Here is a 23,858-nt window from a genome sequence, read left to right as displayed (position 1 = left end):
GGCTCATGGAGTCGGTGATCAACGACGAACTCAAGGCTCTGCTGGTCGAGCTGCAGACGTCTCCACCCGATGCCGGGATGGAAGAGCGATGCATCGCCAAGGCCCGAGTTGGTCGCGGTTCGGATCTTGGTCCAAGAGGCCCGGCAGAAGCTAGACGGCGGCGGAAACTTCAAGCAATGATGCGGTGTTCGCCCACAGTGGGAGTTGAGCGTCGTCGTACGGTCGCGGCAACCAGCCCGAGCAGTCCGGCCGCCAGCAGAAACCCGCTTGATGGTTCGGGCACCGGAGCTAGCGCTTGAAGGCTGGTGATCGCCGCGGTGAAGTGCATCTGGTTGCCATCGGCTTGGCGTAGCCATCCGCCGTCGACGACCGCGTAGTGAAACGAGCTGAGATCCAGCCGGCTCGGTAGCGCGGCCGAGCCGAACGCGGTGCCCGTCTTGTCGAACAGCATGATGTCGCTGCTCTGAAACATCACCGGGTCGTGCTGCTTGTAGGCATCGATTGAGAATGTGTCCCAGCCGCCGAACGTACTCGCGTTATCGGCCACCTGAGCGATCGGCGCGAGTGTCGACCCAGAAACGAAACTCAAGCCGCCTACAGTAAACGTGATGCCGGATCTGGCACTGTCCAGCTGATACAGCTTGTAGGTGCCCGACGTCGGGGGATCTGGTTGGTAGCTGCTGAGCAACGCGTCGGTATTGAATGCGATCGTGCCTCTGACGACGTTGGTCATCGAGATCGCCGCCCCAGCGAAAGTGCTCGTGTTGACGTTCGTGATGACGTCGCTGGCCTTGTCGTACTCCCACAGCGTAGTGATCGATGCTGTGAATGCGTACCGCTCGACCGTGGCCGAGGCCGCTCCAGTCACCAGCATCATCGTGACGGCAGCTAACGAACTTCTGAACTTCAATTTGCCTCTCCCTGGCTGTCGTGTTGAAGCCCGTCAGGATAGGCGCGATCAATGCGGTGCTCCACCCGCAAACGGAGGAGGCTCAGCGCTGGCCAGTGCGCCTTGCGATAGAGTCGAAAAAAACATCAGCAGAGAGAAGAAGATGGGCAAGATATTTGGTGCGGCGCTGGCTCTAGCTCTTGCCTCGCTGACGGGATGCGGTGGGGGCGGAGAACAAGGGACGTCAAATGCCGAGGCTAACGTCACTCTCACGGCGGGGCAAACGATCACGATGAGCCGCGGTGCAACCGTGTGGGTGCCCTCCGGCACCGTGATCACAGAGGTGGGCGGCGCCCAAGTCACCATCGCTGGCGACAACAACACGATTACCGTGGGTGATGGTGCCGTGCTTTCCGCGCCGTCGACTGCGAACGGCGCACAGGACAACCGAGTCGTCACTGGTGCCTCTATCCAGACGCAGTCGGCCAAGGTCACATTGCTCGCAGGGTCTGCGACCACGAACTTGCCTCGTGTAGATGGCACGGGCAGTGCCGCCGTCCTTTGGGGAGGTGGTCAGATTGTTGTTGATGCCGCTGGCAATCTGATCGTGTCGGACCAGGGCGCTCTTCGCCGCGTTTCGCAGGCCGGCGTGGTGACGACGCTCGCCGCAGGTGCTGGCCATATATGGCAAACACTTGCGATGGATGCTTCGGGGAATCTCTTCGATTCGAGCCCCAACTCAGGTTGGAGCGGCTCAAGTTCTACGGCCGACCTTGTCGAGATGAGTTCCTCTGGACAGGTCACCGTCCCCTTTCCCGCCTGGGAAGCGGGCGGCATGAACGACGGCTCGGGCGGAATGGTGGTGGACGCCGCCGGCAACATCTACTTGGCTGATGCGGGGACTAACTCGGTCGTTAAGTTCACCGCCGGTGGCGGTGTCAGCGTGTTGGCCGGCGGTGGTGCTCCCGGCAATTCAGACGGCACAGGAAAGGACGCCTCGTTCACATTCATCGTCAGTACGGGGCTTACGATCGACTCGCAGGGACGCCTATATGTGCTCTCAGGCAACCACCTCCGCATGGTTACGCCTCAAGGCGTCGCGACCACCATCGCCGCAGATCTTCCCGGTGTCGCGTCTGGAGGCCCGCTCGCCTTGGACCAGGCTGGCAATTTCTACTTTGGCACGTCAGGGGCCATTCGGCGGCTCGATCCACATGGTGTCGTGTCGGTCTACGCCACCCTAGGTACCACCGACTTCATCACGGCGCTGGCGACCGATCGCAGTGGCAACCTGTATGTTGGCACGCGCGGAGTCGGCGCTCAGATCTTCAAGATTACCCAATGAGATAGCAACGCCGACGCTTTCCGCGGGGAGGAAGCCGGTTGCGGCCACTGAGCTCGCGCCGCAAACCCAGGACGGGTCAGGAAGATCGGCAGCCATTCCCTTGGGCCGGTGGCGCTGTCGCAGTCCTGCTTCGGTGCGCCGTACAGCGCACCTCTCAGCTCAATCGAAGTCGACAATGTCCTCCGGCTGCAAAGGCACGAAGCTGTCACGCTGAAACGCCCGCCCTCGCTTGATCGTCGTCACGACGCTCTTCAGATGCTCGACGGAGGTGAGTGGGTTCATCGACAGCACCACCATGTTCGCGAGCTTGCCAGCCTCGATGGTGCCCATCTCCTCGTCCCGGCCAGCGGCATGCCCCGCGTTGACGGTCGCCGAGCGCAATACGGCGGCGGGCGGCATCCGGGCCATTTCGGCCAGCACCGACATTTCCCGGAACAGCTCCGGCCACGGCTCGGATGCCGGTGCTACGAAATCCGTGCCGGCCGAGATGGGCACGCCGGCGCGGTATGCCTGGCCGGTGATCGCCGCGCCGACGGCGTCGTCACAGCCACGATGCGTTGTCGACGGTGAACCGCTGCCTGCCGACGCGCTGCTTGGCGGCAACGATGTGGCGCCATAGGCCGCCACTGTTGCATCCAGCACGACGCCGCGCCCGGCCATCGTCCTGAACAGCCGGTCGAGCGCCGGCGAGTTGCCGCCCCGAATCGGATCAAGGTCGACAGCACCGCGGGGTTCACCCCAGGCCGGCACGTACCTCGCGGCCTCGCGCACCAGCAGGCAGGCATGCGAGATCGCGTCGACACCCGCCGCGACGACCTCCGAGGGCCTGGCCGGGTACAACGTCGCGTGCGCCCACACGCGCAGGTGCTGGCGATGCGCCTCGGCGGTAATGCGCCGAGTCAGCTCAGGCGACAACGCGGCGTAGAGCTTGATCGCGGTCGCGGACGTGCCGCTGGCGCGTGCCACGGCCAAGGGCAGGTCGGTGTCGTCACGGACAGCCTGCATCCACGGCTCCTGCCCTGCCACGCCGCCGGCCGTGGTCTGCACCGTCCGCGGATCGGTGAAGAAGCCCGGGCCTGCCATGAGCGCCGCGAAGTAGATGTCGGGTCCGGGGATCTCGCCCACGCGACTGGCCCGTGCCAGCTCGCTCACCACCCGCAGGTCGTCGGCCATGTCCCGCACGGCGGTCACACCGCCGTAGAGGTTGCGCCGCATCTCGGCTTCTGCCTGACGGCGGTTGGGGGGCGTTGCCAGATGCACATGGGTGTCGATCAATCCGGGGATGAGGTAGCGATTCCGAAGGTCGACGATGCGCGCTTTCTCGACATCAGCCGTGGGCGCTGACGCATCGGGGTAGACCTTCAGGATGCGCTCGCCGGCCACCAGCACGGCCATGCCGGGCCGGGCCCCGGCCTGTACGCCGTCGATCAGCGTGGCCCTGCGGTACAGGACGAGTTCGTCGGCTTTGGGCGGCGCAAAGGGGGCAGGAGCCCCCGCCCATGCGGCAAGGCAGGCCCACAGACCCAAGAAGGCGGTGCCCCGCCTGCGGTGGTCCGTCCAATGATTGCTGGTCCATCGCTCCACGCCGGCCTCCGCTCGGATGAATAGCCTCGCGCCATGCAAGGTCCCACTCTTGCTGAACGGCATTTGCGAGCCATGGCGGACACCTCCCCCCAAAGATGACCGGGAGAGCTGAGCCTCGTCCCACGCCCGGCAAGAGCCGCCGGGCCAGCTCCGGACGCCGCATAACAGGTACCTGTGGAGGTGGCGGCATGCGGTCCGGGCCGGCGTCCGTGCCGCCCCGTTGGCCTCTCACATGACAAAAGACGCCTCCCGCCAGTGATGAATTTGACCCAGAAATCAGCACGCCTTGCCCGGCCCGTCGCGCCTAGATTGGTGGCCATGTGTCACGGAGACCGCTCATGCGACAAGCTTTCAGACCCGTCCCCCGGGCGCTCAACAGCAAACGTCGTTCGCGTGGACGACACGGCTTCGCCCACCTCTGTCCATTCGATCGGATCGTTATCTTCTATGCCTGGCGACTCGCGCCGGGTCGCCGGGCCGGCGTAACGGCCGAGGTCGGACCGTTTGCCCGGCACCATGGCTGGCTTGGAGGCAAGTTCGCCAGGTTCGCCGACTTCAGGAGGAGGTGACGTGCCGACGTCATCTTCCGTCTGCCCAGGGTCCAGGACCTGTCGGGCCTGGGTCGTTCAACCATCTATCGGCTCATGTCGATGCAACTGTTCCCCAGCGCCGTGCGCCTGGGTCGGCGCGCCGTCGGCCGGCGGCTGAGTGACATCGCCGCCTGCAGTGCCCCGCGTCCAGGCCTGGCGTCCCCCGATCCGGCCGCAATGTTGCAGGGTCTCTGTGACCCCTCTTCGGATCGTTCACGTACGACGCCCCCCTCGACAGCGACGTGGTGGGCCTGCCGGACGAGTGCGAGGTCCAGATCCGGAAGGTCGGGAACTTCCTGTTCGCGCTGGACAACAAACGCTGCGGCGGCATGAACGTGTCCTTCGATGGGCTGTACCGATACCGAGCAGATCTCAAACCGTAGGGGAAGCTGGCCCTCGGCCTTCATCGCCGGCTCGGGTCTGTCGGACTCGCCGGCGTGTGGAGTTCAGTGTCGGGCCGGCGCTATGGCAGGGGTCAGCGCCCACGGCACGATTTACGGCTGGCCGAAGCTCAACACCACTTCCTTCGTGTCCGCCTTCACTGTCAGCAGCCAGAACGTTCCACCGACACATGCCAGCGCGGGGGTAAATGCGCTGCGCAAGCGCCGACCGTCCGAAACCTGCAGGTCGCTTTCCAGGTACTGGAACTGCTCGGTGCTGCCGATACGCAGCTGGAACACTTCGGACAAGTTGCCCTCCCCGTCGCGAGGCACGACCAGCAGCGCGGTTGATGCGTCCGCCCCTGTGCTCGCCGCCGCGGCCATCGAAGTCGTCACCGGTGTTCCGTCCGGCAGTGTGACCGGCACGTTACCCGCGAAATCGAAACTGCTGGTGTAGGCGTAGTACTGCACATCGAGCCGGAAGAGCGTTTGGGTCGCGTACCCTCTGTAGTACACGAATACGGTGTCGCGACCGGTCGCGGCGACGGGTTGGGCGTCTGTCATGGCCGGCGCAGGCTGGTCCGTGATGGTGATCCATGCGTTGCCCACCCACTCTGACTTCTGTTCGAAGTACCAGGACTGGAACAGATAGCTGGAGCCCAGGCCCTTGTAGACCAGCACGAGGATGTCCGATCTCGGCACCGACAGCGCGGCCGGTGCGGCATCGGACTTCACTGGATGGCCATTGACCTGAACGCTTCCGTGGCTTCGCCATTGGCTACCGGTCCACTGCAGCCACTGCAGCCTGCCCTCGACATCGGGGTAGAAGCAGTGCAAGACGCCCTTGTGGACGACCAAGCTGGCGCCTGCGAGGGTTTGAACCGGGTCGCCCGAAATCTTCAAGGGGACGAAGTCGCTCCAGCCGGTCGATGCATGGGTTCCAACGAGGAGACTTGAGCCCTGCCGCACACAAACCCAGCATTGGCCTTCGAATTCCACGATGGCGGGCGACGCGTTGGTCGTCAATGGCCGGCCGGGCCGTTGCCACAGGCGTCCCTGTTCCAGCCAGCTTGAGACCCCGCCGCGGTCGTTGACGTGCGGTCCGCTCGCGGCTCCCGACCTGGGTGGTGCTCCGATGTGAGGAGGCTTGTCGAGTTTATGCAGGTCAAAGGCCAGCAATTCCCACGGCGAAGGCGACGGCGGCGGCAGCGGGCGCACCGGGCCCCATTCGTAACGCTTGGGATCGGTGACGACCAAGCGTACCCAGGCCATCGCGTTCCCCTCCGGGTCATAGAACAGTGGCGCGAAGTTGTCACTGTTGGTAGGAGAAAGCGGCAGCCCCGGCATCAGCGGCAATGACGCCGGCGTGGCCACGGGCTGGCCGGCGATGAAGGACTGGTAGACGTCATCGATCGCGCACCGCACCGCCGCGCGCATCACGTTCCGATTGGCCCGGTTCACGTCGTCAAAATAGCGGCCGTCGCCGTAGGCAATCCACTCGTCACCCACGGCGTTACGGACCCACAGGCCGTTGAAGTTGTCCTCGCCGTGCATGACCTCTGCGCAAGAGTCGGATGCGAAGTGGTTGGCCCAGGTGTGGGAAAGGCTGAAGTCGTGCAGGTGCCGCCGGGGCGTGCGCAGATGTCCGGCGGAGAAGCTGTCGGTGAGGTAATGACAGGCGAAGGCCAAATGCTGGTAGGCCCTCAGCAGGGTGGCCTGGCGATCCGCGCCCTCTTTGCGGCCGGCCTGTGCGGCAGTGTCCATGGCCACGGCCAGGCCGGCCTTGTAGACCTGGTGCGCATGAAGACCGAAGTGATCCCAGTTGTACGAGGCGATCCACATGTAGCGGCCCCAATCGCCGATGCGAAGGTAGAAATAGCTGCTGCCGGACCCTCCCGTCGCAGCGTTGTACTTCGCATCCCACTCCCTGTGGCGCTGATCGTAGGCGGCATGGGGATCCTCACCAGCAGCGATGGCCTGTGCGATCGCCTGGAATTCTTCTTCCATGATTGCGAGGATTCGTTCGACCTCCCCCTTGTCCGCCGTGTCCAGGGTGGCGAACGTTTTCCGGAAGGCTTCGACCTTGTCCGTCTGGTCCGAAATGGGCGCCTGCCAGATCGCGTAGAAGTCGCCTGCCAGCGCAATGATTTGGCCGAAGCTCAGCTTGCAGCCGTTGCTCAGGTCGAAGAGAAAGTGTGCAGCCTCGTGCACACTGCCATCCGCCATGCGGAGGTGCATGCCGTCCACGATGGACCAATGCTCTGCGCTATTGAAGAACTCGGTGCCCGCAGGCCGCCCGCCAGCCAATGCGGTGCGCACCCGGAATCTCGTCGGAACATGCCTCGGCGGCAAAGGCATTCCTTGTTCGTCTCCTGAAGAGCTCTCCTCGTTTGCAAGGTGCGTCACTGTTCATCTCCCATAAAAGGCTTTTCGAAGTGCCCAAGGACGACGCAGTGGATGCGGGACAGGAAACATCAAGCGCCAGGCCGCTTCGCGTTCGCTCTTGAGCGGTGACCAGCTTCAAACCCCGCGCGTCAGTTTGGAACCCCTAATGCAGAGTCTGGACGGAACTCCGGCGCCGGAGGAAGGCGCCTTCAGGTCAGACACAGCTGCCCGCAGACTCATGGGCACCATCATGTGCAATGGCGTGGAGCCGTATGCCTACCGAGGAGATCCCAAACCGTAGGAGAGGCTGGCCCTCAGCGGCAGGGCAAACCGCTGTCAAGCGCAAGGTCGATGACGCCGGAGGCGATGCTGCAGTTAGGCCGTTGATTGCGCCACGGGCTCATCCTGCGCCTCACCCTGGCCACAACTCCTGATCGACGCATCGTCCCTCTCTTCGAAGGGCCGGCAGTAGCACCTCGTCCGCAAAAGGACAGCCCGTGGCACCCGGATCCTGCTGCCGCTCCTTGCCGGCCTCCTCCGGCGTATGTCCGGACTCGAGACGGGCCAGCAAGGCCTCGTAACCGGGTCGCCAGGCACCGCACGCCGGAAAGCTGGCGCGCAGCTGTGCCAGGATCGCGAGGCCAGCGAAGTCGAGATCGCCATAGAAGGCCACAGGCGGATCACCGACGCCCGAATAGAGCCAGGCCTCGAAGCGTTGAAGACTCTCGGCGGACACGCGGCCGCGCCAATACGTCGACGAACCCTTGCGTTCGCGCAAGCGGCGTGCCCCGGCTCGAAAGCCCGCTGCGTAGAGCAAAGCCGAACGCGCCCAGGCTGGCTGGCGCGTCCCTACCATCCGCTCGAAGCTCACGCCGTTCTCGATGAACAGAACCTCCTCACCGGCCCACCCCTCAGGCAGGTCGACGAGCAGCTGGATAGGCGCCTCCATGAAGCGCCCTTCGCCCGCGCCCAATAACCGCAGCAGCTCCTCCCGCGCATCCAGCACTTTGCTGTGCCCGCGAAAGTGCCGGGCGGACAGTTCCCGCAGGTAAGGCGTCACATCAGGAGCGGCGGCGCAAGCGGCCGCGAGCGCATTGAGCACCGCGGCGCAGTCCGCCGGCTGCCGCCCCTCAAAGGCAGGCAGCGGGCTGCGCCCCAGATAGTCCAGCAAGGCCGGCGCATCCGGCACCGCCAGCAGCGTCGGTTGCTCACGCAAGGCCTGTACCAATTGGCGGCTCCAACGCGGCACGGCTGGCTCGAATCCGCTCCATTGCGCCAGGGCAGCGGCATCGAGCAGCAGCAAGCTCGGTCGGCGATCCGCCAGCGTCTGGAAGGCCTTGGCCTTGTCCGCCCTGAGTCGGACCCAGCCCGTCGCGGCAAGCCCGTCCAGCAGCAGTTCCAGATGCCCCAGCGCCTCGGGCGAAGGAGCACGATGCAGCTCCGGAAGCGCCTGCTCGTCAAGCGACAGCGAGATCGTCCGGCCGCCCCCGCTGCGCTCGGCCTTACGCAGCAGCGCATGTGCCAGCCGCATCTGGAGTGGGTGGGGCGGTCGTCTCATGCTGACAACTCGCCCTTGCCTTGTTCCTCAAATGCCAGCCGCGCCTGCGTCCGAGCCGCCTGCGCATGCTCGGCCCACAGAGCCGCCAACGCCTCGCGCTTGAAGTCCTTCTCCTGCACCTCGCTGATGTGCACGACCTGCCCCTGCGCTTCGGCTTCCAGCTTCGAGAAGGTGTACTCCTTGTCGAACTCGGGCTTGATCGCGCCGGACTTCGACGTGGGCATCGCCACGATCAGCTGCAAGCCCATGTTCTGAGCCAGGAAACGCATCACCGCCCGGGAACGGGCTTCGTCCATTTTCGAGAAGGCTTCATCGCTGAGCATCAGGCGCAGGGCTGGCGCGTTCGCTGACCGGCCGAAGTGACCCAGCGCGTGGGCCAGCACGGCAGCGCGGATCACATAGAACGGCGTTTCCAGCTCCCCACCCGAGCCGGTACCCCAAGTGGACATCGGCGTGCGATGGCCGCCGGCGATGCGGTGGATGTCGTAGCGACGGTAGTTGCGATAGTCGGCCAGCTCCTTCAGGGCACGCTCGGCGGCGATCTGGTCCTGCGAGAGCAGCAGGCGCTTGATCTCCTGGGCGGTGGCTCGGTGCTCGGGCGAGAGCTGAGGCGCGTCGAAGATGGCCGTGCGATCCTTCTCCAGCTGGTCAACAACGCCGTCCAGCGCCTCAAAGAAGTCGTAATAGTCCTTGTAGCGCGGCACCCAGTCCTGAACCACGTCGTACGAATCCACACCGAACTGGATCGCCTTCAGTTCCTGGCTGAGCTTGCGCAGCGTGTTGGAGCCATCCTTGACATCGCGCCGCACCTTGAAGCAGAAGTCGCTGGTGAACACATGATTGAAGGTGCCCTCGGCTTTCTCCAGCCGCGCGACGTTCTCGGCAAGTCCGATGCCGTCCTGTCGTCGAATCTGTTCTCGCGCGGCCTCTTGCACCGCCAACACCGCCTTCAGCACCGCCTCGATCTGCTCGACGCTTCGCGGCGGCTCGGCCCATGCGAAACGCTCCTCGTCGGTGCGCGCGCCGGCCAGGTAGGTACTGATGTGATTGCGCAATGTCTTGAGGCGGTCCGGCAGGTTCTCGGCAGCATTCGTCGCGTGGTTCTGAAGGGTTGCGGCGCTCGGCAATTCGGCTTCACCGATCGAACGCGCTTCATCCAACAGTTGCAGCTCGCTGGCCACGGCGCCACCGGCGTCGGCGAAGCGGCTGATCCACGCCTGGGCCGTCAGGACCTCTTGCGCCAGCTCCGGCAGCCGGGCGTCAAGCTCCCCGAGCAACTTGAGCAACTGGCCGAGTTCCTTGTTCTGGACACCCACAGCCTGCTGTTCGGCGTCCCACTGGGCCTGCTTCGCTGCAAGGCGTTCGCGCAGTGCATTGCGCCGCTGCTCCAGTGCCTCGATGCTCGAGGTGTCCAGCTGCTGCAAATGGAGTTCGACGTCTACATATCGCAGCCGCGTCGTCAATGCCTCCGATAGTGCTTCCGCCAGCGAAGCGGCACGGCTCTGACTGAACCAGCGCTGCACCATCGTCAGTGACTGCGCCATGCCTTTGAGCCGCTGTACCTCAGGCACCAGCGCATCGAGCCGCGCCGCCACCCAGGCCAGCCGACGCTTGCGGCTCTCAAGACCGAAGGCCAGCTCCTGCTCCGCCGCCTGACAGGCGAACATGCCGTAAGCACGGCTGCCGAGGCCCTGCTGCATCAACCCTTGAGGCGTGCGGCGAAGTTCAGCCTCGCTGGCCACCTTGCGCACGCGTCCATACAACGCCAGCAGATAGGCTTTTCCGACAGGATGCTCGCAGACCAGCTCCTGAAGGATGCTGTACGGCGGCGTGGCCACGCCACGCGTGTCCTCGATGGCCTTGCTCCCCTGCACGATCTTGGGGGAGCGCCGCGCAAAGTGGCGCTTGACCAGCCGGATGGCGTCCTCCTCGAAGTCCGGCTCGACGATCAGAGCGAAGCGATCGCGGCCCATATAGCCTTCGATGGCAGCCTGCCACGCGCTGCCTGGCCGCGGCTCGACGAGCGCAGCCAGCATGCGTGGACGGCTGGCGGGCAGCTCAGCCTCCAAGAGGCGCAGCGCCCTCTGCACGTCGTCAGGCGCAGGCGGGCGTCCGTCGAGCAACTGCGCGTGCTCGGCGCGCAGTGCGGTCTGCTCGTCCGTCAGCACGGACTGCTGATTCAGCAGCTCGCTGCGCGACATCACGAGGGCGGACATGACCGACTGTTCATCCTGCCCCAGCAGCACCGCCTCCAGCGCACGCAATGCCTGGTCGAGCGGCTCCAGCTCGAAGGCGGCCAGCTCGTCTCCCAGCTGGGCGCTCGACAGCAAGGCCTCGCGCACCGGCGCCCACTGCTTCGTCGCCCGGAAGGCGGGCGAGTTCAAGCGCAGCACCGCAGCCTGCAGGTCTGCAAGCAGCGCGAGATCCAGTGCCAGCAGCTGGTTCACATGGACCAGGACCTGGTCCATCTGGCGTGCGGCCTGCTGAACGCGGCTCCACTCCTTGCGGAACTGTTCCGCGTACTGGGCCGCCTGCGTCGTCAGACGCTGCTTTTCCTGCGCAACGCCACTTTGCGCCAATTCGCCTTGCACCAGGCTGAGCTCCTGACTCAACGTCTCGCGCTCGTGCGCGATGGCATCCAGCCGCTGCTGCGATTCCGTGGCGAGGCTTTGAAGCTGCAGGCGCCGGCGCTCGGTTCGGGCCCGCTCGCCCAGGGTGTCGCGCTGAACGCGCAGCGCGTGCGCGTTCATCATCACCACGTGGCGACGCAGCAGCGCGACGACATCGCCGCCCGCCTCGTCCACCAGCTTCAACCGGTCGATGTTCAGCTTCAGGCGTTCGGCATCCGCCTTCAGTCGGGCGATCTCCTGCATCAGCTGGCGCATCTTGCCGACTTCTTGACTGAAGTCGTGCGCATCGAGGATCTCGTCCCGCACCAGCTCGTTGACATTGCCGATCTCGCGGTAGGCCATCGCCTTGACGATCGCACGGGCGCAGCGTGTCGCGTCCGTCTCGGGCACGAACTTGCGGCCCAAAAGTTGCCCGTAGAGATGCTGGAGATAGCTGTCTTTGCCCTCGAAGCGCGCCAGCTGCTCGGCCTGCAGCTGCAGCCGCAGCTGAAGCTGGGCGTAGGCCTCCTTCAGTGGCAACGGCCGCGGGCGTCCGGACCCGGCCTCGCTCGACAGCAGATGCTGCAGCATCAAGCTCGCTCCGCGCAGCAGGAAGAAAAGCGGCTTGCCTCCCTCGGCACGGCCGCCGTCCACATGCGCCTCGACACCCAGCAGCGCGCTGAACGGCTCCGCGCCCGTCTCTTGGATTGACGGCACGAAACTCAACGCCACATAGCTGGTCGAACGCTGGCGCAGGAACACCTCGCTGCCGCACTGGCCCAGCGCATAGGCGTGCAGGGTGCGCGGCTCCTTGCCACCCCGGCGTCCCTGGGTGGATTCATTCTGGCCCGCGTTGAAATGAAAAACGCCCTGACGGGCGGCTGTCAGCACCGCCTGGATGGCATCCAGCAGCGTTGATTTGCCCGAACCGGACTCGCCGGTGAGCAAGGTGGCGTCGGCCAGGGGCCAGTCACGCGTTTCCAGCGTGCCCCAGTTGACAGTGATGACTCGCTGCAGGCGCATCTCTCAGGCCTGCCTTTCCTGCATCAGCTGGCGTACCTCCAGCAGCGCCTCGTCGCTGACGAAGGAGAGGATGGGCCGAAGCACGCTCAGCAGCATCTCCATCTGGCCGAAGCCGGCGTCGCCCTCGCGAAAGCGCACGAGCCGGTGCTTGCGCAGCTCCCGCAGCAACTGGACCCGCTCGGCTGTCGAGGGTGGCAGCGTCGTACCCAGCAACGTGACGAGCGTCTGCGACAACTCCTCCAGGCTGATCGCCAGCTCCTGATTGATCAGCTCGCGCTTACCGGTCAATGCCTCGGTATAGAGAAAGCGCAGCCCCAGCGCGGCCGCGACGACGTCCTTGGACAGGCGTGCGCGCAGCTTCTTGACGCCGTCCTCGTCCTCTTGGTCGTCGCCGGGTGGATAGAGGCGCATCAGGTTGGCGTCGACGTCGTGCGTCAGCGCGAAGCCCAGCACGTCAAACCATTCGCGCAGCAATTCCTCGGCCAGCGTGGCGTCGTCATACAGCGACTGCTCGGGCTTGGAATAGTCGCGCCAGAGGATGCCGGAAGCCAGCAGCCGGTTGCAGATCTCGGCGAAGCGACGACGCGAGACGCCGCCAGCGGTGCGCTCGGCCAGGCGAGATTCGAGCAGGGCGTGGAAAGTCTCGGCGGTCATGACTTCGGCAGGCGGCGCAACTCGTAATCGTCGGCGATGAAGCTCGCCGTCTCGAACCGTTCGCCGAGTTTCCTGACCTGCCAGCGTTCGCGCCCATGCAGCGAGCGCGCGGCTCCGACAGCATGCAGGCTGGTCAGCACCTCATCCGCCCGCCGCGCCGCGAGGTCCGACAGACGCAGTGAACCCGCGCCCGTCTTGCCCAGCTGCGACAGCACGCGTTCCTCGCTGATGACGAAGGCCTCGGCCTCCGCGCGGCGCAGCGCCGCTTCAAGCCGGCTGTCCAGGCGCACCTGCCATTCGGTCTCGTCGCCTTCGACCTGCTGCCGTTCGCGCTGGGTCCAACGCAGCCCTCCAACGGGCAGAAGCCGCAGTTCGCTCGTGGCCAGGCGCTGCCCCAGCCGTTCGAGCCAGGCATCCTTACCCGCAGCATCAGCGGCTTTGATGCCGGCCAGCGTCAGGCCCATCGGCGATTCGGCGCCATAGTCCAACGACAACGCCTGACGAAGCAAGCTGGTGAAGCGGCGCACGTAGTTGTGCATCTCGCTGCGCAGCATCGGAAGCTTCAGCTCGCAGGCCGCGTCGATCAGGGCCTCGACTCTCTGACATAGCCACAGCGTGGCGCTGCGTCCGCCGGCAAGCATCGGCTCCAACCAGTCGGCACGCTGGCGCAGGGCGGCATCGGTGCGCTCACGCTGCTGGACCGGCCAGGCACGGATCTGGTCCAGCAGTTCAACGATCTGGCCACGGTGGCGGTCCACCGAATCGGCCACCAGCCGCACCGACATCTCCTTGCCGAAGCGGCGCTCCAGAAAATCGTTGAACTCGTCCCAGGCCAGCTTGTGCATCAGGGCCTCGCGTGTGAGGCTCTGCATCAGCGCGCGGAAATATTCGATATCGTCCTGCAGATCCTGGACGACCCTGCTGGCGTAGTCGTGGGCGTCCAGCAGTTCGTCCTCGTCCTGGTTGTCCAGGAACGCCTGCAGCGCCTTGCGGGCCGAGCGCATGTTGCGCTGGCGAGTCTTATGGCGGGCATTGTCCAGCTCGGCAAAGGTCTCGGCGAACGCCTTGCCGGCACGGGTCAGCTTGAGCACGGGCTGCAGGTCGATCGGATCCTTGTAGTCCTCCACCCAGCCGTGCTCCTTCAGCGCACGCAGAAGGTTCAGCGCATAGCCGCGCTCCGCCTCCGCGTTGACAGCCTGTGCCGTCGACAGCGCGCCCTCGCGATAGGCCGGCTGGGCGATGACGTCCAGGCAGATTTCAAGCACCAGTTCCCTGGTCAGCGCCTGTGCATAGTCGGCTTGCGGACCATGCACGCGCTCGTGCAGACCGCGCAGGACGGCGGCGCAGGCCTCGCGGTCCTGCCAGGTCAAGGGACGAAAGAAATGCTCGGCAACGCCCTGGAAGAAGATGGCCGGCGCAGACATCCACACTCCTCCCTGGTATTCGGCTGCCGGTTCGGCCGGGCATTGATCGTCTGTGCGGCGATGTTACCGCCGGGGTGCTTGGTGATGCGTCCAGCGGCCGGGAACGCCGCGCGGGAGCGGGCAGCGCCGGTCCGGCGCCGACGTGCAGGGCAGCGCGATCCACGCGGCGCCCATGCGCGAGCACGGCTTCAGCGGCGGTACTCGGCGGTGCGGCGCATGCAGCAAGGCCTGCAGGCTGCGCGGCCGGGCTGAATCCCGCTCGCCACACTACATGGCTACGTCGGCAAAATGTCGATGGGGACGCTGGGTCAGCCTCCAGGTTGATTCGGCGCTTCCCTTTCCCTACATGGATGTTCTGCTCATCCGTTGCGCCCAGCGGTTCCGGCGATAGCTGGAGCTGGAGCGGCCCGCCGAAGCAACGGCCGCCGCGTCCTCGTATGCCTCTTACAGGCATGCATCGTGGCGTGGATTCGGGCGGAGCGCCTGTGCCGCTTGCTGGCCCGGGCGTGCATTCAGCCGCGGTTGTGACGCCGCCGTGCGAGCGCGATTCCACTCATCATGCCGGCCAGCAGCAGCCACACCCGCGCGGGCTCCGGCACGGGCGCCTGCATGCCAGGCTGCGTCCAATCGACGCCCATCGATGAAGTCAACTGCAGATCGGTGAGCCTACGGCCGGTCAGCGCATCGGTCGCGAAGGCCACGCCGCCCCAGTCGACGGTATGCGAGAAGTCGGCCACCATGCTGCCGCTGGCATTGCCCCCCTGGCCACCTGCCACGCCGAGGCGGCCCATCTGCAGTGCGAGGCTGAAGCTCAGATCCAGGTCGTAGTTGCCGCCATTGGGTACTCTCAGCACCATCCCCTTCGACTGGCCCGCGACGATGAACGGATGTTGCAAGCCCGCGTCCAGCGTGAAGGTCATGGGCACGTGATCCGATGCGGAGCCCAGGCTGGGCACCGAGGCGGAAACGCTGAGGTCGGCAAACACAGAGCCGTTCGCGAAGCCCGAGATATCAGCGAACGACACCGTGCCGTTGTAGTGGACCGGGTTGAAGTAGATGTCGATCAAGCTGCCACTGCGCAGCGACGCTGAGTTCACGCCGACGATGTCCTGGATCCGCCCGAAGCCGCCGGTGACCCCGGTCCCGCCGACCTGGCAGCTGACACCGCCGCAGACCGAATGCGTGACCGCCAAGGTCGACGACATGTGGATCTGCCGCCATCGCGGATCGGTGACGGCTTTTCCGCTGGAGGTGAACGTCTCGCCCCACTGCGGAAAGTCAAAGGCCATTGAACCGCTGGACGAGACCGGGGCATTGGTCGACCCCGTGCCGTGCTCGGCTCCGACCACTCCCGCCGTCGCACTCACCGGCCACGCGGCCGCTTCCGTCCAGGGGCAGGCCATGATCACGATTCCAGCTGCCGCCAAGCGGCAGCCGGCCAACAAAGCCGGACGGCTCCATGCACGCATTTGATCTCCCTTCCTGCGCCACGCCTAAGGGGCTGCGCAAGCTCACGTGTCGAACGACTTTCAATGTGCAGCACAAGCCGGCCGAGGTCTATCGCCCGCCGTACCGGATTTCCGGGATGGCCGCTCGGGGCAGTTCTGCCGGAACCGCCAGACGTGCTCCGGCAGGCTCCAGGATTGACGGTCACCACAACGGCAACCGCCCCGCTGAATTCAGGCCCGAATTCAGCGCGCCCCACACACCCACTGGCGACTAGAGTGATTCACACGCGTCACGGAGGCAGCTCATGCCGCAAAGTCTCCGACCGGAAATCTCAGCATTCGCCGGCCGATCTCGTCCACGACGCCGGAAACCGTCCGTGTACCTCAGTCAGCGAGGACGGGTCCTGGCCTTCTGCCTCCGGCGGAATCCGACGAAAGCGTCGATCGAAGTGACGGCCGTGTTCGACCCCTTCCTGCGACACCCGTTCTGCTGGCGCCGGCTGTTCTGCAGGTTCGTCGCCTACACGAGGGGATGGCGATGAAGGCGCCCACGCATTCGCGGGCGGCGCCGGACCCGCTGCAACCCGGCCTGCCGTCCTGTAGAGACGGCTCCCATGGCCTTCTCCATCGAAGGCCCGCCGACGCCCCGACGGTCGAGGTCGACGTCATGGTCCGGCTGCCACGGGTCCAGGAACTGTCGGGCCTGGGCCGCTCGACCATCTACCGGCTCATGGCGATGCAACAGTTTCCCAACGCCGTGCGGCTCGGCCCCCGGGCCGTCGGCTGGCGGCTGAGCGACATCGCCGCCTGGAACGCCTCGCGCCCTTGCCTCCAGCCGGGCCCGGCCACCCCGGCGCACCGACCGATCGACACCGATACCGTCTGACGCCGGACAGGCAGCCACCTCACCGCACGAACTCCGGACCGGGGCGGCCCCGTGCGACCACCTGCTCCCGCTGCTCCGAAAGGTAGCGCCGAACGTCCTGGAATTCGTCCGGGTAGCGCCTAAGCACCTCGCTCATGAACGGCGTCCTCACGAGGAAATCACCGACCTGTTGTCCCAGCGCGCGGTCGTCGCTTCGATCCGAATCTCGCAGCGCCTGCCACAAGTGGTTCCAGCACTGGAAAGCCTCCCCACAGCGCCGCCACTCGGCTGCGCTGAAACCGGTCGGCAGGAGGTCCTGGCGCAGGCGTCCGTCCTCGCGAGCCTTCAGCCGCCACAGCGGCTCGCCGTCGCGCGACTTGCCGCGGACGGTGGGATGGGTCGCCTCGACTTCGAGGCCGAATGTCCTGAGCCGTTCGGCGAACGTCTCGCGCCACCGGCGCAGGTCGGCCGGCCCGTGGCGCAGTCGGTCGCCCTCAACGGACCGCAGCTTCACGCACAGGTGCACGTGAGGATTCGCCTGGTGCCGGTGCAGCACCATGACCCAGCGATGTCCGCCCAGCTCGAGCCGCGCGAACTCCCGGGCCGCCTCGGCCACGAGAGACGGCTCCGTGCCGGCCGGCATCGACAGCATCAGGTTCAACGCTTCCCGATGGTGCTCGACGTTGCCGATATACCGCCCTGCGTGACGCCACTGGTCGACGATGTCGCGCACCGCCTCCTCGCCATTGCGACTGACCCCGCGATCGTCTTCCATCTCCAGTTGGCCGTTCTTGCCGATGTAGCGCAGGTGTGCCGCGATGGCGCCCATGCCGCGGCCGCCGCCGGTGACCCGGACGAAGGCCTGCGGCGCCCGGCGACCGACCACCGCGGCAATACGGCGGCGGATGGCGGCGGCACGCACGGCCAGCGGCCCGGTTAGCCGAGGCGTCCGATCCCCCTTGACGATGCGGTTGTCCGGGTAGAAGAGCCTCTCCCCCCACTGCACGATAAGGCCGTCACTGACCGCCATGCTCAGCCTCGGCGACGGCCATGCGGCCGCAGCTCGGCCGCGAGCAGCGACGCCTGCTTCAGGTGGCTCCGGACGTCTTGCTCGAGCGACGCGATCCTGGCTCGGTAGGCGGCCAGTTCAGGACGCGCGGCGGCAGCCCGCGAGAGCAGGCGCACGAAGTCCCGCAGGTCCGCGGCCAGCACGGCCATGCGGTCGTTGGAGGCGATCAGGGCCCGCACCGCCTCGGCATGATCCGGCGCGACGACGGCCGGCGGCAATCCGGCGAGCAGCGAGCGGACGAGCTCACTGCGGGACATGTCGCCAGCCTCGGCCCGGCGGGCCAGCGCCATCGCATCGGCATAGGGCAGCTTCAAGTTGACCCGGGCCATACGACCCGTCTCGGCCGGCCGGGGCAGGGCGCTGTCACGAGCAACCGCCTCACCCTCCAGCAGCGGCCGAAGCGCGCGTCGGATCAACGCAGAGACGTTCGTTCTCTGCTGCCTGGCCAGCAACCGCAGCGCTGGCCCCAGCCGCCCCAGGTCGACGGTCAGCCGGTCCCGCCGGTCCGCCGGCTCACGCCCCAGCTCCTGAGACGCCGGACGCGACGGCGCCTCGAGCAGGTCGAGCTGCACCTCGAAAGCTGGGACAGGACCGGTTTGCATGCGGCCATCCTGCGCCGCTTCCAACGCAAGCAAAAGATCCCGTCGTCAACAGCCAGTTCGTCCCGCAAACGCCCGCGCCGGCCCATATCGCCCCAGGATGTCCCGGGAACTCAGCGGCGCATTCACCAATCGTTTCAACTTTCGTGCATGCGGACCGCAGCCTCAGCGCCGCCAGCTTCGCCTGCGCGTAGCGCAGGCGGATCAGCGCGCCGCTTCGAGCCATCCATCCAGCAAGTCAGGTGCACCGCGCCCGCCATTCGCGCCAACCTTCGCTGAGCCGGGCGCCGCGCGCGCCGGCGAGCAAGACCGCCTCCGCGCTGGGCGCCAGGTCGACCAGGACCACCTCTCCACCCAGCACCTCCTCGCCGCTTTCGCGGCAAGCGGGAGGGCCCGTGCAAGCCTGCGATCCAGCTTGCAGTTCGGCGGAGAAACTCCTGGCTCGCGCTCTCTCACAGGAACAACCTGTGCGCGACCCGCTTTCCGGCGGGCGCGGCGCGCTACCACCCATCCATCCAGGTCGTCAGCTGCAGCGTGGCTTTGGCGATGTGCTTGTGCACTGCGCTGATGCTCAAGCCATGCAATCTGGCGATTTCCTCGTAGGTCGCGCCATCGACGCGGTGGGACAGGAAGATGGTCCGGGTCCTGTCGCTGAGACGGGCCAGGCATTCGCTCAAGCGGGTCAGGCGCTCCCGGGCCAGCACCTGTGCTTCGATACCGGGAGCGGTATCGAGCAGGATGACCTGCTCGACCAACACCTCCTCGCCGTGGTTGACCCGCATGCGATGGGCGTCGATGGCCAGGTTCAGCGCTGCACGCATGACGAATGCCTCGGGCTGGGCCACGACTTGGTCACGCTGGTAGCACGCCAGCCTCATCCAGGCTTCCTGCACCAGATCGTCGGCGTCCTGGGCCGAGGCGCCGCGGCGCCGCAGAGCGGCGTGGACGCGGGCAAGAGCGGCCTTGAGGCTCATGACAAGGGTGAGGCCGGATCAGCCGGCGGCGACCAACCCGGGCTGGACGGCCAGCGCCGGCAGTGACGAGGCGAACGACGGCCGAGGTTCCGGCGGTTCCGGCCAGTTGGCCCGGATATAGCGCTCGGCCGACTGGTAGAGCAGCGCCGCGGCCGACGCCGGGTCGACGAAGCCGCCATGCCGGGCCACGGCCCGCCCGAGGCGGCGGCCCAGTGGGATCGCGACCTCCCGCGCCCGGTCGATGTAGGGGCGGTGGCCGGGCAGCAGTCCCTCGACGAAAGCCGACTCGACAGTCGGTCCCGAGGAGGGCAGGACTGTGCAGTCCGGCTTGCGGTTGCCGTCCCCGTACTGGGCCAGAAGAGCTGCTTTGATATCGACGGGATCCGGACCGATCACGAAGCGGATCCGCTCGACACCACGGGTCTTCAGGTCATCGACGATGGCGCCCCACCGCGGGCCTTTCGGCCCGGACAACTGCCAGGCCCCAAGATAGTCCGGCAACCCGTCGGCCAGGATACCGAGCGCCCAAAGCATCGGCTCGGAGCGCGGGTCCGCTGCGCCGCCCACTGGGCTGAGCTGCACCAGGATCGGACCGAACAGGACTGCGACGTAGGCGCGGCATAGAGGCAGGCCGGATGGGTCGATCGAGCGGATCGGAGACATGTTCATCGTCGGCTCCGTTTGTTGGGGTGCGGCGAAACAGCACTACCGATACGGATCACCGCGCTGTCCGACACCTAGTGCGTGTCGATAGGCGGCGTTTTGCCGCCCAAGAAGAATAGATGACACGCAAACAGTGCACAAGGACTTTCAAACAGAGTGGCAAGTTTGAAAGGGCTTTCGCATGCTCTTTCTGCATGACAAAGTCGAAACACCGACCCAGCGATCGAGCAGTCTTCGGCAGAAACTTGAAGCGCGCTCGCCATATCAAGGGGCTTTCACAGGATGCGCTCGCGTACGAGTCTTCACTGAGCCGGACGTTCGTCAGCGATGTTGAGCGGGCTGCTCGCAACATCTCGATCGACAACATGAGCAGGCTTGCAGCGGCGCTGGGAATTCCGTTGCACGAACTCCTGGATCCATCCAGATTCAGCGACCCGCTAGACGCTGACTAAGCTGGGGAAGGTGCATAACGCGCCGGTCGAGCGTCGCGGCATGACTCAACGATCCGCCCTCACCGCTCCCCTTGCCCCGGCCCGCTCGGACAACGGCATCCTGGCCCGCGTCCCCGGCCAGTACATCGCATTGGCCAGCCGCTCCCTGCCCGATCCTGCCTGCGCGGTAGAACATGAGATGCGTGTCGAAATCGATGCTGCCTGGGCCGGCCGCGTGCGGCTGACGTTCGAGAAGCAGCGGTACTGCAGACCCAAGGCAAAGACCTCGTACTGGGCCTGGCACTGCCGCCACGCTGAGGCCGTCGCCGCGCCGATCATCGCCGCCTGCGGCGAGGACGGCAGTCGCCCCACTTCACCGGGGCCGGCCGACCAAGCCTCGCCCGACGGCGACAACACCTGTACCGTTCGGCCATGAACTGGCCCATACGCCACCCTTACCGCCCATCGCGGTCGCCATGATGGGAGTCAGCGTCGCCGACGCCGCGGCCATGCAATGGCAGTCGGTCTCAGTAGTTGTTCATCGGGCGGACCCGACCCCGCGGCATGTAGCCGGGGGCATGGTCACTGCGGGGTGAGAGGTCATAGGATGGAACGGGGCACGGCTGACGAGGTCGGTTTCTCCTTGGTGCAGCGAGCCCGTTCAGTAGTTGGACCCGCAGTCCTGCGAGCACCCCGCAATGTGGCAAGGGGCGGTGACGCCCTGAAGCACGGTTAGTAGAGTTCGACGACGAGGACTGCCTGCTGCGCCCCATCACTGGCAGGAGGTTGTCATGCAAGTGCTCTACGCGCGTTGCGCGGGGCTGGACGTGCACAAGGACACCATCGTGGCCTGCGTGCGCTGCGTCTCGCCGCCGCTTCATCAGGAGGTGCGCAGCTTTGGCACCACCACGACGGAGTTGCTGGCCCTGGCCGACTGGTTGGGCGAGCACGGCTGTACCCACGTGGCCATGGAGGCAACGGGGGTCTACTGGAAGCCGGTCTGGCACATCCTGGAGCCGGAGTTCGAGCTCGTGCTGGCCAACGCAGCGCACATTCGCAACGTGCCCGGACGCAAGACCGACGTCAACGATGCGATGTGGATTGCCGATCTGCTCGCGCACGGCCTGATCCGCTCCAGCTTCGTGCCACCGCAGGCCATCCAGCAGCTGCGCGATCTCACCCGCACGCGCAAGCAGTTGGTGCGGGAAATCTCCCAGCACTCGCTGCGAATCCAGAAGGTGCTGGAGGACGCCAACCTCAAGCTCGGCAGCGTGCTGTCCAACGTACTGGGCAAGAGTGGCCGGGCGATGCTCGATGCCCTGGTACAAGGTCGGACCGACCCGGGCGAGCTGGCGGCGCTGGCGCAGGGCACGGCGCGCAACAAGAGTGCCGAGCTGCGCGAGGCGCTGCGTGGGCGCGTCACGGAGCACCATCGCACGATGCTCAAGCTGCACCTGCAGGTGGTGGATGCCTTGCAGAGCACATTGCAAGAGCTGGACCTTGCGGTGGGAAAAGCGCTGGCGCCGATCCAGCAGCGCGCACGCCTGTTGACGACGATGCCGGGCATCTCTGAGCTCACGGCCAACGTCGTCGTGGCGGAGATCGGCGTGGACATGACGCGCTTCCCGACGTCTGGACATCTTGTCTCCTGGGCGGGGCTGTGCCCGCGCAGTGACGAGAGTGCCGGCAAGCGACGCAGCACACGGGTAGCCGCCGATCTCAGTGACGACCGCGATGGTGTTGGCAATGGGCGTATAGAGTGTTGGCGCCGACTGAAATTTGACCCACCCATGAGGGCCCTGCCGACCCAAATTTGACCCAGGTGTTCAACCTACCCTGCCCGAGATATCCACAGCTGGGCGGGGGTGTGAGGAGTGATCACCATGGTGATGATTGGCAAGGTCTTGCGGATGCACCACCGCGAGAAGAAGTCGGTACGGGAGATCGCCAAGGCGACAAGCCTGGCGAGGAACACGGTGCGCAAGTACCTCAGGCTGGGCAAGGCCGAGCAGCCCCAGTACCGCCGGCCGGCGGTGCCGACCAAGCTGGCGCCCTACGTCGAGCAACTGGAGCAATGGCTGCGCGCCGATGCCCGCCGGCCCAAGAAGGAGCGGCGCAGCGCCAAGGCACTGCTGGAGCAGTTGAAGGCCGCGGGCTACGCGGGCGGTTACAGCCGGCTGACCGACTACATCCGCGCCTGGCGCGCAGCCCAGCGAGGTGCGGCGACGGGCGATGCCTACGTGCCGCTGAGCTTCGAGCTCGGCGAGGCCTTCCAGTTCGACTGGAGTGAGGATCCTCATCGACTTCGACAAGATCGAACCGCGCAACCTGAATCGAATCGTCAACTCGACGCTGGCGGACGCCAAGGCTCAGAGATCGAAGGTTGTCGCGTTTGCTGAAGCTGTGACCAGCTACAGGGGCAAGGGGGTCGCCGTGCCGGTGAGCGCGTCCATCTCGACACGCGGAGCAGTGCTGTGCGCCAGCCAAGCCGACGTGATGTTCTCGTGCGTCGACAGCGCCCGCTGCGCGAAGTCCAGGTCCTTGACCCGCAGCTGCAGGGCCTCGCTGATTCGAAGGCCCGTGCCATAGAGCAAACAGGCCAGCAGCAAATGCTCGCCCTGAAGCCCTGCCAGCACGGCACGCACTTCGGAAACACTGAGGACCACGGGCAGGCGCCGGTGGCGCTGGGGGTGGCCGATCTCCTGCAGCCAGGGCAGGTCATGGCGCAACACCTTGGTGTAGAAGAACAGCAGCGCCGACAGGGCTTGACTGTGCGTCGACGGTGCCACCGACCGGTCGTTGGCCAGGTGAGTGAGAAACGCCTCCACCTCCGGCCCGCCCATCTCGGCGGGGTGCCGCAGCCGGTGAAAGCGGATGAACGCCTTCACCCAGTAGACGTAGGTCTCCTCGGTACGTGGGCTGTAGTGCATCAACCGCAGGCGTTCTCGCAACTGGTCCAGCACCCGCTCCGCGCGCAGTGGTGGAAGGTCCGGACTGGACCGCGGGCGCAGGTATTTGCGAGGGGCCGCAGCGGGCGGCACAACTGGCATCATGGGCGCTCCTCAGGCGGCCATCTCCCCTCGGCGAGGTGGTTGTCGGTGTGCCGCTTTTGCCGGAAATTTAATGCTGTATAAACATACAGTCAAATGGGAGAAACTGATGGCACGTCAACGGCTTGCCGGAGATCCAGGCTGCCGATTTAGGGCGCAGCGCGTCTGCCTAGGCGGCGTTAGCTGTCTCCCGAGAACACGTTGAACTAAACCGCTGACGCGGTACTCACCCTGCTGGGAAGTGGGTGGAACGCGAGGCGTACCTTGACCGACGCGGGCATGTGCCCGAGCGGATCAAGGAGAGCCGTCATGGCCGAC

Annotated in this window: 18 protein-coding genes and 3 pseudogenes; 8 read left to right on the top strand and 13 right to left on the bottom strand. The window is 66.0% G+C overall.

Going from position 1 to position 23,858, the window contains the following annotated elements:
* Window positions 1-169: 169 nt before the first annotated feature.
* Entirely contained in the window at window positions 170-733 is a 564-nt protein-coding gene (locus LXT12_RS26200) for a PEP-CTERM sorting domain-containing protein (RefSeq protein ID WP_233395411.1), read from the bottom strand.
* Here LXT12_RS26200 and LXT12_RS26195 point away from each other — a divergent pair.
* Window positions 711-2,234 (top strand): NHL repeat-containing protein, encoded by a 1,524-nt coding sequence (locus LXT12_RS26195; protein WP_233395409.1) that lies wholly within the window; start codon window positions 711-713, stop codon window positions 2,232-2,234. The genes LXT12_RS26200 and LXT12_RS26195 overlap by 23 nt on opposite strands.
* Window positions 2,235-2,393: 159 nt before the next feature.
* Here the strand turns inward: LXT12_RS26195 and LXT12_RS26190 are convergent, their stop codons facing one another.
* Window positions 2,394-3,818 (bottom strand): amidohydrolase family protein, encoded by a 1,425-nt coding sequence (locus LXT12_RS26190; RefSeq protein WP_233395407.1) that lies wholly within the window; start codon window positions 3,816-3,818, stop codon window positions 2,394-2,396.
* Between the two features lie 581 nt (window positions 3,819-4,399).
* On the opposite strand from LXT12_RS26190, the gene LXT12_RS27195 reads away from it, so the two are divergent.
* Complete coding sequence (locus LXT12_RS27195; protein WP_419964800.1) at window positions 4,400-4,741, top strand: AlpA family phage regulatory protein; 342 nt, start codon at window positions 4,400-4,402, stop codon at window positions 4,739-4,741.
* A gap of 161 nt (window positions 4,742-4,902) precedes the next feature.
* On the opposite strand, the gene LXT12_RS26180 is transcribed toward LXT12_RS27195, so the two are convergent.
* The 6 genes from LXT12_RS26180 to LXT12_RS26155 form a co-directional block, all read right to left on the bottom strand.
* Window positions 4,903-7,107 (bottom strand): hypothetical protein, encoded by a 2,205-nt coding sequence (locus LXT12_RS26180; protein WP_233395405.1) that lies wholly within the window; start codon window positions 7,105-7,107, stop codon window positions 4,903-4,905.
* 478 nt (window positions 7,108-7,585) lie between these two features.
* On the bottom strand, window positions 7,586-8,704 hold the full coding sequence (locus LXT12_RS26175; RefSeq protein WP_233395404.1) for a Wadjet anti-phage system protein JetD domain-containing protein: 1,119 nt from the start codon (window positions 8,702-8,704) through the stop codon (window positions 7,586-7,588).
* Between the two features lie 23 nt (window positions 8,705-8,727).
* Window positions 8,728-12,363 carry an SbcC/MukB-like Walker B domain-containing protein gene (locus LXT12_RS26170; protein ID WP_233395402.1) on the bottom strand — a complete coding sequence of 1,212 codons (3,636 nt, stop codon included), beginning with the start codon at window positions 12,361-12,363 and terminating at the stop codon, window positions 8,728-8,730.
* Window positions 12,364-12,366: 3 nt separating this feature from the next.
* Entirely contained in the window at window positions 12,367-13,017 is a 651-nt protein-coding gene (locus LXT12_RS26165; RefSeq protein ID WP_233395401.1) for a DUF4194 domain-containing protein, read from the bottom strand.
* The gene (locus LXT12_RS26160) at window positions 13,014-14,441 is read right to left on the bottom strand and encodes a Wadjet anti-phage system protein JetA family protein (protein WP_233395400.1); all 1,428 of its coding nucleotides are present in this window, start codon (window positions 14,439-14,441) and stop codon (window positions 13,014-13,016) included. Before LXT12_RS26160 ends, LXT12_RS26165 begins: the two co-directional genes overlap by 4 nt.
* Before the next feature lie 512 nt (window positions 14,442-14,953).
* A complete protein-coding gene (locus LXT12_RS26155; RefSeq protein ID WP_233395398.1) occupies window positions 14,954-15,910 on the bottom strand; it encodes a PEP-CTERM sorting domain-containing protein in 957 nt (318 codons plus the stop codon).
* Window positions 15,911-16,427: 517 nt separating this feature from the next.
* On the opposite strand from LXT12_RS26155, the gene LXT12_RS27190 reads away from it, so the two are divergent.
* The gene (locus tag LXT12_RS27190; RefSeq protein ID WP_419964799.1) at window positions 16,428-16,775 is read left to right on the top strand and encodes a helix-turn-helix transcriptional regulator; all 348 of its coding nucleotides are present in this window, start codon (window positions 16,428-16,430) and stop codon (window positions 16,773-16,775) included.
* A 19-nt stretch (window positions 16,776-16,794) separates the two neighbouring features.
* Here the strand turns inward: LXT12_RS27190 and LXT12_RS26145 are convergent, their stop codons facing one another.
* From LXT12_RS26145 to LXT12_RS26130, 4 genes are all read right to left on the bottom strand, one after another.
* Window positions 16,795-17,784 (bottom strand): relaxase/mobilization nuclease domain-containing protein, encoded by a 990-nt coding sequence (locus tag LXT12_RS26145; RefSeq protein WP_233395396.1) that lies wholly within the window; start codon window positions 17,782-17,784, stop codon window positions 16,795-16,797.
* 2 nt (window positions 17,785-17,786) lie between these two features.
* On the bottom strand, window positions 17,787-18,425 hold the full coding sequence (locus LXT12_RS26140; RefSeq protein ID WP_233395394.1) for a hypothetical protein: 639 nt from the start codon (window positions 18,423-18,425) through the stop codon (window positions 17,787-17,789).
* Window positions 18,426-18,922: 497 nt separating this feature from the next.
* A complete protein-coding gene (locus tag LXT12_RS26135) occupies window positions 18,923-19,396 on the bottom strand; it encodes an RNA polymerase sigma factor (protein WP_233395393.1) in 474 nt (157 codons plus the stop codon).
* 18 nt (window positions 19,397-19,414) lie between these two features.
* On the bottom strand, window positions 19,415-20,065 hold the full coding sequence (locus tag LXT12_RS26130) for a transposase (protein WP_233395392.1): 651 nt from the start codon (window positions 20,063-20,065) through the stop codon (window positions 19,415-19,417).
* 113 nt (window positions 20,066-20,178) lie between these two features.
* Between LXT12_RS26130 and LXT12_RS26125 the strand changes: the two genes are divergently transcribed.
* The 5 genes and pseudogenes from LXT12_RS26125 to LXT12_RS27220 all read left to right on the top strand — a co-directional run.
* Window positions 20,179-20,511, top strand: a complete 333-nt coding sequence (locus LXT12_RS26125; protein ID WP_349255052.1) for a helix-turn-helix domain-containing protein — start codon at window positions 20,179-20,181, stop codon at window positions 20,509-20,511.
* Window positions 20,512-20,551: 40 nt separating this feature from the next.
* Window positions 20,552-20,926, top strand: a complete 375-nt coding sequence (locus LXT12_RS26120) for a hypothetical protein (RefSeq protein WP_233395388.1) — start codon at window positions 20,552-20,554, stop codon at window positions 20,924-20,926.
* Window positions 20,927-21,281: 355 nt separating this feature from the next.
* A pseudogene (locus LXT12_RS26115) lies at window positions 21,282-22,199 on the top strand (IS110 family RNA-guided transposase); the annotation flags it as partial.
* Between the two features lie 165 nt (window positions 22,200-22,364).
* Window positions 22,365-22,784, top strand: a pseudogene (locus LXT12_RS26110) (IS21 family transposase); the annotation flags it as partial.
* Window positions 22,777-22,956 (top strand): annotated as a pseudogene (locus tag LXT12_RS27220) (ThiF family adenylyltransferase); the annotation flags it as partial. The pseudogenes LXT12_RS26110 and LXT12_RS27220, both read left to right, overlap by 8 nt.
* On the opposite strand, the gene LXT12_RS26105 reads toward LXT12_RS27220, so the two are convergent.
* Window positions 22,902-23,540: a phage integrase N-terminal SAM-like domain-containing protein gene (locus LXT12_RS26105; protein ID WP_474100268.1), complete on the bottom strand. Its 639-nt coding sequence runs from the start codon at window positions 23,538-23,540 to the stop codon at window positions 22,902-22,904. The pseudogene LXT12_RS27220 and the gene LXT12_RS26105 overlap by 55 nt on opposite strands.
* Window positions 23,541-23,858 lie beyond the last annotated feature (318 nt).

The sequence above is a fragment of the Pelomonas caseinilytica genome (genome assembly GCF_021353235.1).
GTDB lineage: Bacteria > Pseudomonadota > Gammaproteobacteria > Burkholderiales > Burkholderiaceae_C > Pelomonas > Pelomonas caseinilytica.
This window is presented reverse-complemented; position numbering and strand designations above follow the sequence as displayed.